This window comes from Sorangium sp. So ce363, assembly GCF_051520435.1.
Classification (GTDB): domain Bacteria; phylum Myxococcota_A; class Polyangia; order Polyangiales; family Polyangiaceae; genus Sorangium; species Sorangium cellulosum_B.
This window is the reverse complement of the sequence record NZ_CP150333.1, coordinates 6,223,461-6,239,798: the sequence shown is the minus strand read 5'-3', so window position 1 is coordinate 6,239,798 and position 16,338 is coordinate 6,223,461. Positions and strand designations below refer to the sequence as shown.

The window sequence follows — 16,338 nt, the reverse complement described above, 5'->3', positions numbered from 1 at the left end:
CGTGCGCGCGCGCTCCCCGGAAGGGCCCGGCCGCGCAGGGCGGTGGCTTGCGCGCCCCGGCCCGCGCGCGCGGCGGATCCTGCGCCGCGCGGCGCAGATCGCGGTCGCCCTCGCCGTCGCGCCGTGGCTCCTGCTGGCCGCCCTCGCGGCGCTCACGCCGCTTCCGCCGGAGCTCGGGGCGCCCGAGGACCACGCCGTGTCCACGGTCCTGCTCGACCGCCACGGCACGGTGCTCCGCGAGCTCCGCGCTGGAGACGGGGCGCGCGCGCGCTGGCTTCCGCTCTCCGAGGCCGGCGATCGCATCCAGCGCGCGCTCCTGGCCGCGGAGGACAAGCGGTTCGCGCGCCACCCCGGCGTCGATCCGATCGCGATCGCGCGCGCCGTCGGCCAGCTCGCGGCGGAGCGGCGCGTCGTCTCGGGCGGGTCCACGATCACGCAGCAGCTCGCGCGCACGCTCGTCCCGCGCCCCCGCACCGCGCGCGGCAAGCTCGGCGAGGCGGCGCTCGCGCTGCGCATCGAGGCGTCGCTCTCGAAGCGCGAGATCCTCGAGCAGTACCTGAACCGCGTCGCGTTCGGCCCGGGCCTGCGCGGGGTCGAGGCGGCGAGCCGCTTCTACTTCGACAAGCCCACGCGCGACCTGTCGCTCGCGGAGGCCGCCGCGCTCGCCAGCATGCCGCGCGGCCCGGCGCTCTACGATCCGCGCCGCGGCACCGGGCCGCTCGAGCGCCGCAGGAACCGCGTCCTCGATCGCATGCTCGCGGCCGGCCTCGCCGGCGAGGCCGAGGTGGCCCGCGCCCGCGCGGAGCCCATCGCGCTCGCCCCGAAGGGGGGCGGCCTCGGCGCGCCGCACCTCGTCCGCGCCGTGCTCGGCGGCGCGCTGGGCCCGGGCGCGGGCCTTCCCGCCGAGGGCCCCGGCGCCGCGCCGCCCCGCGGCCGGGCGACCTCGATCACGCTGACGATCGACCGCGGCCTCCAGCGCGAGATCGAGGTCCTCGCGCACCAGACCGTCCGCGGCCTCTCGGATCGCGACGTCGGCGCGGCGGCGGTGGTGGTGATCGAGAACGCGACCGGCGAGATCCTCGCGTACGTCGGCTCGCACGACATCGACGACGCCGCCGGGCTCGGCCACAACGACGGCGTCCTCGCGCTGCGCCAGCCCGGCTCTGCGCTGAAGCCGTTCGTCTACGAGCTCGCCATGGAGCAGCTCGGGTTCACCGCCGCGACCGTCCTTCCCGACGTCGAGCTCTCGTTTCCGACGGCGGACGGCAACTATGCGCCGCGGAACTACGACGGCCGGTTCCACGGCCCCGTCCGCCTGCGGGACGCGCTCGCCAACTCGTACAACGTCCCTGCAGTCTGGGCGGCGGCCGCGCTCGGCCCCGAGCGCGTCATCGCGCGGCTCCGGGAGCTCGGCCTCCGCTCGCTCGATCGCGAGCCGTCGCGCTACGGCGTCGCCATCGCGCTCGGCGACGGCGAGGTCCGCCTTGTCGACCTCGCGAACGCTTACGCCACGCTCGCGCGGGGAGGCCTTTACCTGCCGGTGCGCGCGGTGCGCTCGTTCGCTCCCTCGTCGCCTCCGTCGGCCTCACCACAAGCGGCCTCTCCCGCGTCGTCCGCGCGCCGCGGTCGAGACGAGCCCGCCGAGCTGTCCGCGGTGCTTCCCGAGCCCGGCGCGCGCGTCCTCGACGCCGCGCGCGCCCGGGTCATCGTCGACATCCTCGCCGACGACCGGGCGCGGCTCGCGTCGTTCGGCGAGGGCAACGCGCTCGATCTCCCGTTCCCTGTGGCCGCGAAGACGGGCACGTCCAAAGGCTTCCGCGACAACATCGCGGTCGGCTTCACGCCCGACGTCACCGTCGCCGTCTGGGTCGGCAACTTCGATGGCTCGCCCATGGGCGGCGTCAGCGGCATCACCGGCGCGGGCCCGCTGTTCCGCGACGCCATGCTCGCCGCCGCGCGCGTCCGGCCGCCGCGCCCCTTCGATCCGCCCGATCCCGAGCAGCTCGCCGAGGTCGAGGTCTGCGCCCTGTCCGGCATGAGGCCGACCGCCGCGTGCCCGCACCGCCGCCACGAGCTCCTCCCGCGCGGCGACGCCCCGGCGCTCTCGCCGTGCGACATGCACGAGACCGTGCGCATCGATCGCCGCAACGGCCTGCGCGCCGGGGCCTGCCCCGATGCGACGGTCGAGGAGCGCGTCGTCGAGCGCTACGACGCGGAGCTCACCGCGTGGGCGCGCGCCGCCGGCCGCCCCCTCGCGCCCGATGCGGCGTCGCCCCTCTGCGGCGCGCTCCCCGGGCCGCCCGGCGCTCCTCCGGCCGGCGCCGGCGCGCGCGTCCGCGTCGCGTACCCGCCCGACGGCGCCCGGTTCGTCCTCGACCCCTCGATCAACTCGCTGCAGGCGATCCGGCTGCGCGCCGACGTCCCTCCGGGCGTGCCCCGCGTGCGCTTCGTGCTCGACGGGCGCCCCATCGAGGTCGGCCCGCCGTTCGCGCTCGACTGGCCGCTCGTCGCCGGCGCGCACCGGCTCCGCGTCGATGCGGACGGAGCGGCCGCCAGCGAGGAGATCGCGTTCTCGGTGGAGTGAGCGGCGGGCGAGGCGGCAATCCCGTCTCCTCGCCCGCCGGCTCCGATGATGTCACCCGCGCCGCAGTCGATGGTGTCGATGGCGGCGCGGCGCGCCGCCCGCGGGCCACATCACCCGAAGATGGGCAGGTCTTCTTCCTCGGAGAGCGGGAATCGCTCCACGAGCGGATCGTCCGCGATCCCCGCCAGCTTGCGCAGCGCCTTGTGGATGTGCCCCGGCTTGAGCCGGACGCCGCCCTCCTTGGGCGCGAGCGTGACCGGATCGACGTCGAGCGGGTTGTGCCGGTCGTCCGTCGCGCCGATCACCCGGTTCCCCGCGATGCCTGCGCCGGCCAGGATCATGCTGGTGATGTTCCAGTGGTCCTTGCCGTTGCCCTCGTTATAGCCCGGAGTCCGCCCGAAGTCCGAGCCCACGACGATGACGATCCGGTCCGCGATGCCCTGCTCCTCCGCGGCGGTCAGGATGAAGTCGATCCCGTCGCAGATCTGGTCGAGCCGCGGGATGTGGTTGTCGTCGTGGTTGCCGTGCGTGTCGAACCCGCCCACTGACAGGTTGGCGCTCACGCAGATGCCGGCGCGGTAGGCCGCGAGCGCGACCTGCGCTTGCCGCCGCAGCGAGGCGCTCTCGAACTCCGCGGGCAGGTACTGGATGAGCTGCTTGAGCTCGTTCTGCCCGACGCGCGACGTGAAGAGCGTGCTCATCGCCTGCTTGACGTGGGGCAGCCGCTGCTGCTCGAGCTTCGCCGCGTGCCGCGCCTGCCGCGCCTCAAGGATCCGCGTCATCGTGGCGTCGGTGTGGTACTGCTCGCGGTTCTCTTCGTTCCCCGGATCGATCCTGTTCGGATAGGCGAGCCGCTGCAGGAGGCCGGTGTCGGGTATGCGGGTGACGGCCACGACGTTCGCCGTCGTGTCGTAGCCGCCGTTGCTGATGAACCCCATCGGCAGCGCGCCGCCGTGGACGCCGGCCACGAGCGCCGCGAAGCCGGGTTTGCCCTCGCGGAGCGTGCCGCACCACGTGTTGCGGACGCCGGCGTCGTGGCTGTTCGTCCCGGTGTCGATGCCGTTGATGACGAGCAGCTTGCTGTAGTGCTTCTTGAAGAACGCGTCGTTGCCGCCGACCGGCGCGTACTTGAGATTGCCGGCGGTCCCGATCGCCTCGTGCAGGTAGCTGCGGTTCATCGCTTCCCGCGTCTGCTGCTCCGCGGCGCTCATCGCGCCCTTGGGATCGCAGAGGCTCGTCGGGTCCCAGCCGCCGCTCGCGTGGATGTGGACCCAGAGCGGGCCCGCGTAGGGGCCGGCCGCGGCGGCGTCCCTCGACAGCACGCCCGCTGCGACGACGCCGAGGCCCGCCATAGATGCCAGTTTGAGGAAATCTCGACGTTCCATGGCTGCTCCTACTGGTAAAGAAACCTGAAGTCCGAAAGGAGATAGGTCGTGACGCTCATCCACGCGCGGATCGTGTAGTTCTCGTCGCGCGTGAGCTTCTCTTCGTCGGGGAGCCCCTCTCGAGTCCAGTAGTCGTTGTGCACCTGGCAGGGGCCAGGCAGCGACCTCGAGAGCCGGCCCTCCTCGCCCTCCGGCTTCGCCATGCCCGCCTTGCCCTCCTCCCACGTCTCGAGGAAGACCTTGTATGTCCGCTCGATCTCGGGATCACCGAGCTCGAGCGACTCGCCGAGCACCCGCTTGTGCAGGTACTGGATGTTCTGCTTGATCCCCTCGACGGCCGGCAGCACGTCGAAATCGTTCGTGTCCCGCGGCTCGAACGTCGTCTCGATGTACGGGAAGAGGAGCCGCTCCTCCTGCGGGAGGTAGAGGTCGCGCGGCACCGCGATGCAGGCCATCTCGTTCGCCATCCGGTCGGCGATGTTGGCCATGATCCCGTTCGGCTCCGTGATCCGCTGGATCACGTCCTGCGAGTCGATGCCGCCGTACAGCATGCGGTAGGCGTCGCGCCGGAGCAGGAAGTCGTAGCGATTGCCGTCGTCCTCGAACGCCCGCGGGCGCCACGGATACCCCGTCACCGCCCAGATCTTCCGGTGCAGCTGCTCGGGCCCGAGGAACCGCGTGCCGCCGAGCTGCGTGAGCGCCTCGCCCCGAGACGCCTGCGCCACGTTGCGCGCCCGGAAATAGGGGCTCTTGACGATGGCCTTGACGACCGTCTTCAGGTTGTAGCCGCTGTCGGCGAAGTCGTGCGCCATCGTGTTGAACGCGTGGTACTGGGCGAGGTACGCCCGGAACTTGGCGTTGAACTCCGGATCGTCGTTGGTCGGCGCGGCGAGCGGCTGTTGCCCGGTGAGGCCGGTGTACATCGTATAGACCGCCGAGAGCGCGAAGCGGGGGTCGTCGGCGACGCGCTTCGCCACCCACGAGAGCGCGGTCGGGAACTCGCTGAAAGGCACCGACTCGGCGCCGAAGCCCGGCGGCCGCATGTCCTCGTACCAGGTGTCGTCCTCCTTGTACCGGCCCGCGGAGTCGAAGCTGTGGAACCCGCCTGACAGCGGGTCCAGGGCGGCGTGGCAGACGGTGCACGCCGCGTTGTTCATCGTCGGGTTGAAGTCGGTGATCTTCGTCTGATCGAGCGGCTGCTCGGCCGTCTTCAGGATGTCGGTGCCGAGGAAGAACTGATAGACCATCCTCGCGCGGTGGCGGTTCCTGTTGGTGTTCGTCGTCGGGTGCCTGGACAGGAAGACGGGGGAGGTGAGCACGCCGGCGAGCGGGATCGGATCGCGCTTCGCCGGGACGAACTCGTCCGGATCCGCGTCGTTCTTGAACTCGGCCGTCACGCCGTACGCCTTGGCGGAGAAGGGGCTCACGACCGTGTAGTCGGCGGTGAGGACCTCCTTGAAGGACCTGTCGTTCCGCACGATGTAAGCGATGAGCTCGAGCGGCTCCCTCCCGACGGCCCGGTTCGTCCAGCTCTTCAGCTTGTTGGCGACGTCCTCCAGGTCCCGCGCGCCGTATCTCGCGACCAGCGCCGGATCCTGCGGGAGGCTGTTGTACCACTTCGGATCGTACGCGTCGCTCCGGAGCAGATCGACGGCCTCCTCGCCGTTCAGGTAACGGTCGGTGAGGAAGAGATCGTTGTAGATCTCCTTCAGCCGCACATAGAACGTCTCCTCCGTGAGCATCTGGTCCAGGATCGGATCCAGCGCGGCCATGCCGCTCTGCGCGACGGCCTCCTCCTCGGCCTCGGTCGGCAGGCGCCCGGCGAGCTCGAGGCCCGCCGTGCGGAGCGTCTCCCCGGGCCCGCTCATCACCACGCCGGCGAAGGACGCGTTGACGTCCGTCTCGCAGGACGACGGCTCCTTCGTGCGCCCCACCATCGCCCGGAGCGCCTCGACCTCGGCGCTGTCCGAGGCGAGGACCTGGCCGCCGCCGTGCTCGATGGCCTTCGTCGGCTTGAGGAGGACGTACGACTCGCCGCCGAGCTCGAGCCCGGCGAGCGACTTGAACGTCGCGAGGTTCTTGTCGAGGAACCCCGCCTCGCTGCTCCCGGCGAGGATCAGCTTGGATTCCGCCGCCTGCCCCTGCGGGTTATGGCAGCCGATGCACTTCGTCGAGAGGATGGGGACCCACACCTTCTCGGCGAAGAATTGCTCGTCGGAGATGCACGGGCCGTCGGCCTCGCTGCTGCAACCGGTGGACACGGACGCGAGCGCGCTCGCGCCCGCGGAGAGCCCCAGGAGCCCCAGGGCCGTCGCGGCGCGCTTCCGGAGTAACCATCCTATTCTCGGCATAAGCATCCTCGCCGGGAGCGCTCGTGCGACTCCCACGTTGAGGGGACCGGGAGAGCGGAGCCCCGAATCGCGTTGAAAGAACACACACCGACAGCCCCTATCGCAGGGCGCATCCACCCCGCGATGGCTGGGTCCTCGTTCATCGACCATCGACACCCGATGAGGCGAGCCGGACGAACGTCCGCTTCATCGCTTGCGTAGACCACGTACTCTAACCTCTCGAGGGCCTCTCCCGCTATGCGCTCAGCACATCGCTTGATCAGAATTTCTCGTCGTTCGTGGCGACAGTGCGTCGATTCCTCTAGTAATTGTGAAGTTTTTCGACGAGAGGCTGCGGCTCCTCCGGAAGCCACGTACCCGGTGCGCCCAGGTGGGCGCTTCCCACCCGTGGGCGCGCGGGGCGTGCGTGGATGTGGTCAAGACCAGGGAAATCGAATAACCGTTGGATATGAGCTCGACGAGGGATGCGACCCGCGCTCGCGCGGTTCAGTGGTTTGTTCGCGGCGGCACGCTGCGATCGGCGGGCCGGGATCCCGTCAAGATCGGCATCGCGCCGATCGTGGTGGGGCGCGATCCGAGCTGCGGTGTGGTGGTCGACGATCCGGAGGTCAGCTCGACGCATTGCGATCTTCGCGCGGAGGGGCCGGGCGTGCTCGTCCGCGATCTCGGCAGCAAGAATGGGACGTTCGTGTCGACGGTCCGCATCCGCGAGGCGATCTTGACGGCCGCGTGCGCCATCCAGGTCGGCGGCTCGGTGCTGAGCTTCGAGCCGCTCGACAAGGAGCGCGTCGACGTCGGCTTCGACGAGAGCTTCGGCCCGCTGATCGGCGCCTCGCCGCGGATGCGCCACCTGTTCCGCCTGCTGCGCGAGGTGGCCTCGACGGAGCTCTCGCTGCTGATCACCGGGGAGACGGGCACGGGCAAGGAGCTCGCAGCGCAGGCCATCCATGACGTCTCGAGCCGGCGCGGCGGCCCGTTCGTCGTCGTCGACTGCGCCTCGCTGCCGGGCGCGCTCGCCGAGAGCTTCCTCTTCGGGCACGAGCGCGGCGCCTTCCCCGGGGCGAACGAGCGGAGGAGCGGCGCGTTTCACGAGGCGAACGGCGGGACGATCTTCCTCGACGAGCTGGGCGAGCTGCCGCCCGATCTCCAGCCGAAGCTGCTGCGCGCGCTCACCGAGCAGAAGGTGAAGCGCGTCGGGTCGCGGATCTACGAGCCCGTCGACGTGCGGATCATCGCGGCGACGCGCCGCGACCTCGGCCGCAGCATGAACACCGGGCGCTTCCGGAGCGATCTCTTCTTCCGGATCGCCCAGATGCGCATCGAGCTGCCGCCGCTCCGCGAGCGGCGGGAGGACATCCCGCTGCTCGTCGAGCGCGTCTGCGAGCGCCTGGGGTGCCCCGAGCGCGCCGTGGAGATGGTCAATCTCATCACCACGACGCTCGGCCAGCACGATTTCCCCGGCAACGTCCGCGAGCTCATGAACGTCACCAGCGTGGCCGCCAGCCTGCCGCCCGGCGCCGAGGCGATCGCCTCGATCCTGCCGCTGGAGGGCGGCGGCGACGTGGTCGTGCCGACGTCGGCGTTCGGCGAGGCGAAGCGGAGCGCCGTCGCGGCGTTCGAGCAGCGTTACTTCAGCGAGCTGATCCGCGCGACGAGCGGCAACGTCAGCGAGATGGCGCGCCGCGCGGGCATGGAGCGCCACCACGTGCGGATGTTCTTGAGGAAGCACGGGCTCACCGCGAAGCAGTGAGGGCGCGGAGCGGCGAGGGCGCGGAGCGTGTCCTAGGCGCCGCCTGCGCCGCCGCTGCCGCCCGCGCCGCCGCTGCCGGTCGGGTCGCCGCCCGCGCCGCCGCTGCCGGTCGGGTCGCCGCCCGCGCCGCCGCCGCCGGTCGGGTCGCCGCCCGCGCCGCTGCTCGTCGTGGCCGCGGCCGTGGTCGTGGCCGGGTCCCCGCCGCAGCGCTCCACGCCGCTGCAATCCGCGCAGGAGCACCCCTCGAAGTACTCCGCGCACGAGCCGTTGTCCGTGCAGTGATCCGTGCACCGCGGGGTGCTCGTGCAGTCGGGGCAGGTGCAATCCTCGTTGGCGTTGCACCCCTCGTTGTCGTTGCACCCGCGCCTCGGGCTGCAGGCCGCGACGGTGCCCGCGCAGTCCTGGCAGGTGCAATCCTCGCCGTCGGGGGCGTCTGGCCGCATGTCGCAGGCGCCGTCGTCGTTGCAGCGGCCGAGGCAGCTCGCCGTGTCGGAGCAGTCGGGGCAGCTGCAGCTCTCGGGGACCTGGGCGAGGATCGTACACCGCCCATCCGGGCTGCCGCCGAAGCAGCCGAAGCCGAGCGAGCCGCCGGCGCCGGCGACCGTGGCCGCCGTCGCCGTCGAGGTCGTGTCGGTCGCTTCATTGCTCGAGCAGCCGCCGCTCGCGGCGAGCCCGAAGACGATGGAGGAGGCGAGGAGTGCAAGAAAGGCGCGCATGTCTGGCAGCATCCCTCTCCAGCGCGCGTCACGTCAACACCGCATGTCGCGCTGCACCAGGAAGGCGCTCAGCGGAATGCCACGCTCCTGTCCGCCGTCTTCGCGCGGACGGCCGCGCGCTCGCGCACGAGGAACTCGCGCACCGCGGCGTCCAGGCGTGGATGCGCGATGTGGTGCGCGCTGTGGGTGACGCTCGGTGCGAAGCCGCGAACGAGCTTGTGCGACCCTCCTGCGCCCGGCTCGAAGCGGCGCAGTCCCCGGGCGATGCAATCCTCGACCGGGTGATAATAGCAGACGTTGAAATGCAGGAACGGGCGCTCCTCCGACGCGCCCCAGTAACGGCCGTAGAGCGTCGTGGGCCCGGCGAGGTTGAGCGCGCCCGCGATGGGGCGTTTGCCTTCCCGCGCCAGGACGATCTCGACGCCTCCCTGGGCCCCGCCGCCGCGCAGCCGGGCCGCGATCTCCTCGAAGAAGGCGCGGTTCAGGTACTGCCGGCCCCAGGCGAACTTCTCCACGGTGGAGACGTAGAAGCCGAACATGGCATCGACGATCTCCGGCGTGATCTCCGCGCCGCGCAGCGTATCGATCGACAGCCCCTGCCTCGTGGACTCGCGCATCTCGCGCCGGATCTGGTGCCGCCGCTTCGCGTTGAAGCGCGCGAGGAAGTCGTCGAGCGTCCGATACCCCTCGTTCTCGAACTGGAACTGGACGCCGCAGCGGTGCGCCATGGCGGCGTCGGAGAGGGCGGCGGCCTCGTCCTCGGTCGGGAACAGGACGTGGGCGCTCGAGATGCGGCTCCGCGCGACCAGCTTGCGGAGCGTCTCGGCGAGGACGGGCAGCAGCGCCGGGCGGTCCTCCGGCCGGCGCACGAGCAGCCGCGGCGTCGTCGCGGGGGTGAACGGCACCGCGACGACGAGCTTCGGGTAATACGGCGCGCCGATCTGGTGGGACGCAGAGGCCCAGCCGTGGTCGAAGACGAACTCTCCCTCGCTGTTGTCCTTGAGGTAGGCGGGCGCCGCGGCGAGCAGCGCCCCCTCGGCCCGGAGCGTGATGTGGTGGGGCAGCCAGCCCGCCGCCTCGCCCACGCACCCCGTCCGCTCGAGCGCGTCGAACCACGCCCAGGTGAGGAACGGCGCCTCGCTCACCCCGTGCAGCGCGTTCCACTCGCTCTCCGGGATGTCGCGGATGGTGTCGTGGACGTGCGCTTCAAGCTCCATGGCCGATCATAGCAGCGCGCGTCGCGCCGCCTGGCCGGCTCACGAGGTCCTGGATCGACCGCGCGCCGGAGCGGGCCACGAGGTCCGACAGCCCGCGCGCGATCGCGGCGGGGAGGAGGGGGCCGCCGTAGATGAAGCCGGTATAGATCTGCACGAGGTCGGCGCCCGCCTGGAGCTGGTCCATCGCGTGCTCCGCCGACTCGATGCCTCCGGCGCCGATCACCGTGACGCCGCTCCCGAGGCGCGCGCGGATGCGCCGCACCATCGCGAGCGAGCGCTGCCGGAGGGGCGGGCCGCTCAGCCCGCCCGCGCCCATCGCCTCGACGGCCGCCGGGCTCGTCGCGAGCCCGTCGCGCCGCACGGTCGTGTTGGTCGCGATGACGCCGGCGAGGCCGACCTCCTCGACCACGGCGAGCAGCGCCTCGAGCTCCTCGTCGCCGAGGTCCGGGGCGACCTTGATGAGCAGCGGCAGCGGCGCCCCGGCGGCGCGGTTCTCCCGCGCGATCGCGGAGAGCAGCGCCCGCGCGATCGCCGGGCCCTGCATCGCGCGGAGGTCCTTCGTGTTCGGCGACGACACGTTGATCACGACGAAGTCGGCCGCGCGCCGCGCCTCCCGGAAGCTCGCGAGGTAGTCGTCGATCGCCGGCTCGATGGGATCGAGCGGCGCGACCCTGGACTTGCCGATCGAGATGCCCACCGGCACGCCCACGGCCGCCGCGCCGCCGCGGCCGAGCAGGCGCTCCGTGACGCGGGCCGCGCCCTGGTTCGGGAACCCGAGCCGGTTGATGAGCGCCCGGTCGGCCGGCAGCCGGAAGAGGTTCGGCGACGGGTTCGCGGCCTGGGGCTGCGCCGTGACGGTGCCGAGCTCGACGAAGCCGAACCCGAGGGCGGCGAGCGCGCGGGCCCGGCGGGCGTCCTTGTCGAAGCCGCCCGCCACGCCGAGCGGGGAAGGGAAGTCGAGCCCCATGGTGCGCACGGCGATGCGCCCATCCCGGGGCGCGAGGCGGGCGTGCACGAGGGCGCGCAGCGGCGCTGCGTGCTCGAGCGGGGCGAGCGCGAGCATGCCGAGCTCGTGCGCGAGGCTGGGCGGCAGCGCGAAGAGGAGCGGTCGGACGAGGCGGTACATCGGGGCGCGTCTCCGTTGCGGGTTGCGGCGCGCGGCGTCGGAGGAGGTCCTGCGAGCCGCGCGGTGGTGGCGGATACCATGGCGCACCGGCCGCGTGGGCCGCCATCTCGGCATCGGCGAGCGCGCGGAGGCGCGTTCGCACGCACGGAGGCGCGCGCCGGGCGAGGCTCGGCGGCTCTGCTAGACTCCGCGCCCTCCATGACGCCCCCCGAGATCCTCGATCGCACAGGCGATCCCAGGCCACTGACCGACCTTGGCGAGCGCTTCGCGAGGAGCGCGGACGAGATGGCGGCGCTGCGCGAGCGCGGCGTCGCGGCCGCCCGCGACCTCTGCGCGTTCATCGATCGCTCGCCGACGCCGTACCACGCCGTGCGCGAGGTCGCCTCGCGGCTCGTGGCGGCCGGCTTCTCGGAGCTCGGGGAGCGCGACGCGTGGGCGGTCGCTCCGGGCGATCGCCGCTTCGTCATCCGGGGCGGGTCGACGATCGTCGCGTTCGTGGTCGGGGCCGAGCACCCGGCGCTCGGCGGCTTTCGCGTCATCGGCGCGCACACCGACTCGCCGAACTTCCGGGTGAAGCCGAGCGCCGAGCTCTCGCGGAGCGGCTACCAGCAGCTCGGGGTCGAGGTCTACGGCGGCGTCCTGTACTCGACCTGGCTCGACCGCGATCTCAGCGTGGCCGGCCGCGTCCACGTGCGCAGGGACGGGCGGATCGAGCGCCTCCTCGTCGACCTGGGCCGCCCGGTCGCCCGCGTCCCGAACCTCGCGATCCACCTGAACCGCGGGGTCAACTCCGAGGGGCTCGTGCTGAACGCGCAGAAGCACCTCGTCCCCGTGATCGGCCTGGGCAAGGAGGCCGATCTCAACGCCCTGCTCGCGCGCGCGGTCGACGCGCCGCGCGACGCCATCCTCGGCTTCGATCTCTGCCTGTACGACACGCTCAAGGCGTCGCTCGGCGGCCTCTCCGACGAGTTCATCTTCGCGTCCCGCCTGGACAACCTCGCGAGCTGTCACGCCGCGACGGCCGCGCTGATCGGCGCCGCTCCTTCCGCGGCGACGCGGGTCATCGCGCTCTACGACCACGAGGAGTGCGGCAGCCGGAGCGCCGTGGGGGCGGCGGGGAGCGTGCTCCGCGACGTGCTCGCGCGGATCGTCGACGTCTACCCGGGGCGCGAGCCGCAGGCGTTCGCCCGCGCGATGGCCGGGTCGCTGCTCGTCTCGGCGGACATGGCCCACGCGGTGCACCCGAACTATGCCGATCAGCACGAGCCGCGCCACGCCCCGCAGATCAACCGCGGGCTCGTGATCAAGTCGAACGTGAACCAGTCCTATGCGACCGACGGCGCGACGGCCGCCGCGCTCGAGGCGCTCTGTCACGACGTGGGCTACGCCCCCCAGCGCTTCGTCGTGCGCAGCGATCTCCCCTGCGGCAGCACGATCGGCCCGATCACGGCGGCCTCGCTCGGCATCGCCACGGTCGACGTCGGCGCGCCGATGCTCAGCATGCACTCCTGCCGCGAGATGGCCGGCACCCTAGACGTCCACCTCGCGCTCGAGACCTACCGCCGCGCGCTTTCGTGAGGCTTGAGGCGGGCACCCGCGGCGGATACGGGCCCACCTCGGCGTTTTCGGTGCTCAGCGTACGAGAGTACGCTTCCGCGCCGAAAACGCCGATCTGGGCCCGTCTCCTGTGCGGGTGCCCGCCGCGATCGCCTCGTTGGGGGGAGAGTGCGCGCGTGCGCGCGGAAGAGGGCGGGATGGGGCCGCCTTCTGCGGGGGGCGACGCGCTCGCTTCGTTAACGGCTGCGGGTGTCGTGGGAGAGGAGGGTGAAGCCGATGAGCTTGTAGAGGAGGCGGGCGCCGACGTTGCCGTCCCAGTCGTCGCTGTCGTCCTTGGGCGCGACCTCGTTCAGGTCGAAGCCGACGATGCGCCGGCCGCTCTTCTGGATGCGGCCGATCAGGGCGACGGCTTGCTGGAACGTCAGCCCGCCGGGGACAGGCGTGCCGGTGCTCGGACACAGCGTCGGATCGAGGCCGTCGATATCGAAGCTCACATAGACGTCGTCGGGGAGATCCTCCACGATCGAGTCGGCGATCAGGTGGAACGGCTCCCCCTCGAAGAGCCGATCGGCGATCGAGGCGTCGATGTGGGCGACGATGCGCCCGTTCGACTCGCGGATGAACCGGAGCTCGTCTTCGCTCATGTCACGCAGCCCGACCTGGACGATCCGCGGGATCTTCGGGTGGTTCGTCGCGACGTTGTGCATGATCGAAGCGTGGGAGTCGGTGAATCCCTCGTACGCGTTGCGGAGATCGGCATGCGCGTCGATGTGCAGGATCCCCATTCCCGGGTAACGCGCGGCGTGCGCCGCGATCGCGCCGTAGGGGGAGGAGTGATCGCCGCCGATGACGCCGACGAGCTTGCCTCGCTCCATCCATCGCATGGCGATCTCCGTGACGCGCTCGTTCAGCCGGCGGGAGAGCGCGTTGACCGCCGCGAGGCGCGCCTCCAGGTCCCGGTCGCCAGCGACCTCCCCGTGCGCCGCGATCACCGGCTCGGCGGCGGCGCACGCCTCCGCGTTCCAGCGCACGATGTCCGGATCGACGTCGAGCATCGCGATGCCCTGCTCGTACGGTCTGCCCGTGTGCAGGTCGAAGAGGTCGACCTGCCGGCTGGCCCGCAGGATCGCCCCCGGGCCCTTGGCGGCGCCGCGGCGGTAGGACACCGTCGGCTCCCACGGCACCGGGACGAGGACCACCCGGGCGTCCTCGGCAGTGTGTGGCAGCCCGTAAATCCCGTTTCCGATGGCGGGACCGTTCGGATCGAAGCCGAGAGGGGATGAGCTCACGGGGCCACGTTGGCGGTTCGCGACCAGGTCGTCAAGCGCGAGCCGCCTCCGGCCCAGCGCACGCCGGAGCGCGCCGGAGCGCGCCGGAGTGCGCCGCCGCACGCGCCGCCGAGCACCGGCGCAGCGGCTTCCTCACCGGCACACCGGCGCAGCGGCTTCCTCACCGGCACACCGGCGCAGCGGCTTCCTCACCGGCACACCGGCGCAGCGGCTTCCTCACCGGCACACCGGCGCAGCGGCTCCCACGCCTGCACACCGGCGCGAGGTGCGTAGAGACGATCGCACCGAGCGTGAGACATCGGCGTGAAACACGGATGTCGGGTGGGGATGGCGCGGAGCGCTCGTCGGAATGCAACTTCGGGCTTCCAGCTGCGACGAAATGCGCTAGGAAGAGCGCCGAGAAGATGGGCCGCTGCGCCCGTCCGGGCCGGTCAGCGCTGCTCGGCGCTGCCGGTCGGTTCGGCGCGTGGTCCTGGTAGTAGACGCGAAGAACAGCCATGCTCCGGTACCGCGCCGATATCAAGACACTCCTCTTCGTCGCGACGTATTTCGTGCTCGTGGCGGTGCAATGGGTCTACGCGCCGCGCGCGCTATGGCTCGCGATTCCGCTCCTCGCCACGACGTGCGTGTTCTCGTTCCTCGGAGCGGTCGCGACCCACAACGCGGTCCATTGCCCCGTGTTCCGGCGGCGATGGATGAACCGCGCGTTCCAGGTCGCGCTCACGCTCACCTACGGGCATCCCGTCAGCGCCTACGTCCCGGGCCACAACCTCAGCCATCACAAGTACACGCAGTCCCGGCGTGACGTGATGCGGACGACGAAGGTGCGCTATCGGTGGAACCTGCTGAACGGCCTCTTTTTCATGAGCCGCGTGGTCCGGGACATCCTACCCGCCGACATGCGCTACTTCAAGGCGATGTACCGGCGGAACCCGCCGTGGTTCCGTCAGATGCTCCTCGAGTCGGCGGTGTTCCTCGGCGCGATGGGGGCCCTGCTCGCGCTCGACTGGCAGAAGTTCCTCCTCTACGTCCTGATCCCCCACCAGTACGCCGCGTGGGGGATCGTGACCATGAACTACCTCCAGCACGACGGCTGCGACGAGAACAGCGAGTACAACCACTCGCGCAACTTCGTCGGCCGGCTGGTCAACTGGTGGACGTACAACAACGGCTTCCACTCCATCCATCACATGGAGCCCGGCCTCCACTGGAGCCTCCTGCCGGCGGCGCACGCGAGGCGCGTGGCGCCCTTCATCCACCCGGGCCTCGACCAGCCGTCGCTCCTCGCCTACCTCTTCCGCAGCTTCGTCTGGCCTGGCAAGCGCCTGCGCTACGACGGCGCCCCGGTCGTGCTTCCGCCGGAGGAGCCCGACGAGGAATGGATCCCTGGCCCGAAGGAGACGCCCAGCGACGTCTCGCTGGGCGCGATCGCGCCCGGCTGACCCGCCGGCTCCTGCCCCGCGCTGGAGGCTCGGCGCCGCCCTCCTGGGGCGGCGCGCCGGGCGCTTGGCCGAGATGTGCGGGGGGGGGGGCCACGCCGGCGCGGCGCGCGCGGTCCTGTGGCGCCTGGAGACCTCCCGAGAGGCACCTCGCGGTGACGACTGGGAGGCCAGGGTCGTGGCCGTCGCGAGGGGGTAGGGGGCTGGCCCGGCGCCCCCGGCGCCGGGCCCTGCGCGTCCCCCGGTCAGCGCGGCTGATTCTCCCGCGGCTGGTCTCCCCGCGACTCGCCGCCGCGACGGCCGATCTCGGCCATGTGCTGGCGATCGCCGCTCACGGCCTCGCCGCCTTTGCGGCCGATCTCGGCCATGTGGGCCCGGTCCTGGCTCACGCGCTCGCCGCCACGGCGACCGATCTCGGCCATGTGCTTGCGGTTCTGGCTGACGACCTCGCCGCCCTTCTTGCCGGCGGCGCGCGCCTCGTCGCGCGTGAACTCGTGCGCCGTGCCCTTCTCGTGGGCTGCCTTCCCGCCCTTGCTGGCGATCTTGCGCTGACGGTCCTCGTCCATGGCGGCGAAGCCACGCTGCTGCCGCTCGTTGGCAGCCCGCTGCGACGCTGACGAAGGCGGGGGTTCGCTCGGCGAGGCCCCTCTCTCCTCCTGGCCCTCCTCACTCCTGGAAATCATACGATCATCCATGCTCGCCATCATCCTCTCCTTACGGTTGGCTCGCTCGATTCAGGTCTCCGAACGGGGCCTGCGAGCCGGTAAAGGACGGCGTTCCCCCCGTCCCCTCCCGGGCCGGTCGAGACCGGCGATGGCCGCTCTCTTCCGGTGCTGGTCGGGGAGCGGCCTTCGCCGTCCCCTCCCGGTGCTGGTCGGGGAGCGGCCTTCGCCGTCCCCTTCCAGTGCTGGTCGGGGAGCGGCG

At 71.8% G+C, this 16,338-nt stretch carries 11 protein-coding genes; 4 read left to right on the top strand and 7 right to left on the bottom strand.

Annotated elements, in window-relative coordinates:
• Position 1 precedes the first annotated feature (1 nt).
• Positions 2 to 2,584, top strand: a complete 2,583-nt coding sequence (gene pbpC, locus WMF12_RS23345) for a penicillin-binding protein 1C (RefSeq protein ID WP_437873698.1) — start codon at positions 2 to 4, stop codon at positions 2,582 to 2,584.
• Positions 2,585 to 2,694: 110 nt separating this feature from the next.
• On the opposite strand, the gene WMF12_RS23340 is transcribed toward pbpC, so the two are convergent.
• Positions 2,695 to 3,969 (bottom strand): DUF1501 domain-containing protein, encoded by a 1,275-nt coding sequence (locus tag WMF12_RS23340; protein ID WP_437747832.1) that lies wholly within the window; start codon positions 3,967 to 3,969, stop codon positions 2,695 to 2,697.
• 8 nt (positions 3,970 to 3,977) lie between these two features.
• Positions 3,978 to 6,320, bottom strand: a complete 2,343-nt coding sequence (locus tag WMF12_RS23335) for a DUF1588 domain-containing protein (RefSeq protein WP_437873697.1) — start codon at positions 6,318 to 6,320, stop codon at positions 3,978 to 3,980.
• Positions 6,321 to 6,768: 448 nt separating this feature from the next.
• Here WMF12_RS23335 and WMF12_RS23330 point away from each other — a divergent pair, with 448 nt between their 5' ends.
• The gene (locus WMF12_RS23330) at positions 6,769 to 8,070 is read left to right on the top strand and encodes a sigma 54-interacting transcriptional regulator (RefSeq protein ID WP_437747830.1); all 1,302 of its coding nucleotides are present in this window, start codon (positions 6,769 to 6,771) and stop codon (positions 8,068 to 8,070) included.
• Between the two features lie 32 nt (positions 8,071 to 8,102).
• On the opposite strand, the gene WMF12_RS23325 is transcribed toward WMF12_RS23330, so the two are convergent.
• The 3 genes from WMF12_RS23325 to WMF12_RS23315 all read right to left on the bottom strand — a co-directional run bounded on the left by WMF12_RS23325 (position 8,103) and on the right by WMF12_RS23315 (position 11,129).
• Positions 8,103 to 8,786: a hypothetical protein gene (locus WMF12_RS23325; RefSeq protein WP_437873696.1), complete on the bottom strand. Its 684-nt coding sequence runs from the start codon at positions 8,784 to 8,786 to the stop codon at positions 8,103 to 8,105.
• Between the two features lie 68 nt (positions 8,787 to 8,854).
• Positions 8,855 to 10,003: a GNAT family N-acetyltransferase gene (locus WMF12_RS23320; protein ID WP_437873695.1), complete on the bottom strand. Its 1,149-nt coding sequence runs from the start codon at positions 10,001 to 10,003 to the stop codon at positions 8,855 to 8,857.
• Complete coding sequence (locus WMF12_RS23315) at positions 9,993 to 11,129, bottom strand: quinone-dependent dihydroorotate dehydrogenase (RefSeq protein ID WP_437747827.1); 1,137 nt, start codon at positions 11,127 to 11,129, stop codon at positions 9,993 to 9,995. Before WMF12_RS23315 ends, WMF12_RS23320 begins: the two co-directional genes overlap by 11 nt.
• A gap of 285 nt (positions 11,130 to 11,414) precedes the next feature.
• On the opposite strand from WMF12_RS23315, the gene WMF12_RS23310 reads away from it, so the two are divergent.
• Positions 11,415 to 12,707: a M18 family aminopeptidase gene (locus WMF12_RS23310; RefSeq protein ID WP_437873887.1), complete on the top strand. Its 1,293-nt coding sequence runs from the start codon at positions 11,415 to 11,417 to the stop codon at positions 12,705 to 12,707.
• 215 nt (positions 12,708 to 12,922) lie between these two features.
• Here the strand turns inward: WMF12_RS23310 and WMF12_RS23305 are convergent, their stop codons facing one another.
• The gene (locus WMF12_RS23305; protein ID WP_437873694.1) at positions 12,923 to 13,975 is read right to left on the bottom strand and encodes an agmatinase family protein; all 1,053 of its coding nucleotides are present in this window, start codon (positions 13,973 to 13,975) and stop codon (positions 12,923 to 12,925) included.
• A 497-nt stretch (positions 13,976 to 14,472) separates the two neighbouring features.
• On the opposite strand from WMF12_RS23305, the gene WMF12_RS23300 reads away from it, so the two are divergent.
• Positions 14,473 to 15,417, top strand: a complete 945-nt coding sequence (locus WMF12_RS23300) for a fatty acid desaturase family protein (RefSeq protein WP_437873693.1) — start codon at positions 14,473 to 14,475, stop codon at positions 15,415 to 15,417.
• Between the two features lie 242 nt (positions 15,418 to 15,659).
• Here the strand turns inward: WMF12_RS23300 and WMF12_RS23295 are convergent, their stop codons facing one another.
• Entirely contained in the window at positions 15,660 to 15,980 is a 321-nt protein-coding gene (locus WMF12_RS23295) for a KGG domain-containing protein (protein ID WP_044965509.1), read from the bottom strand.
• Positions 15,981 to 16,338: the final 358 nt, after the last annotated feature.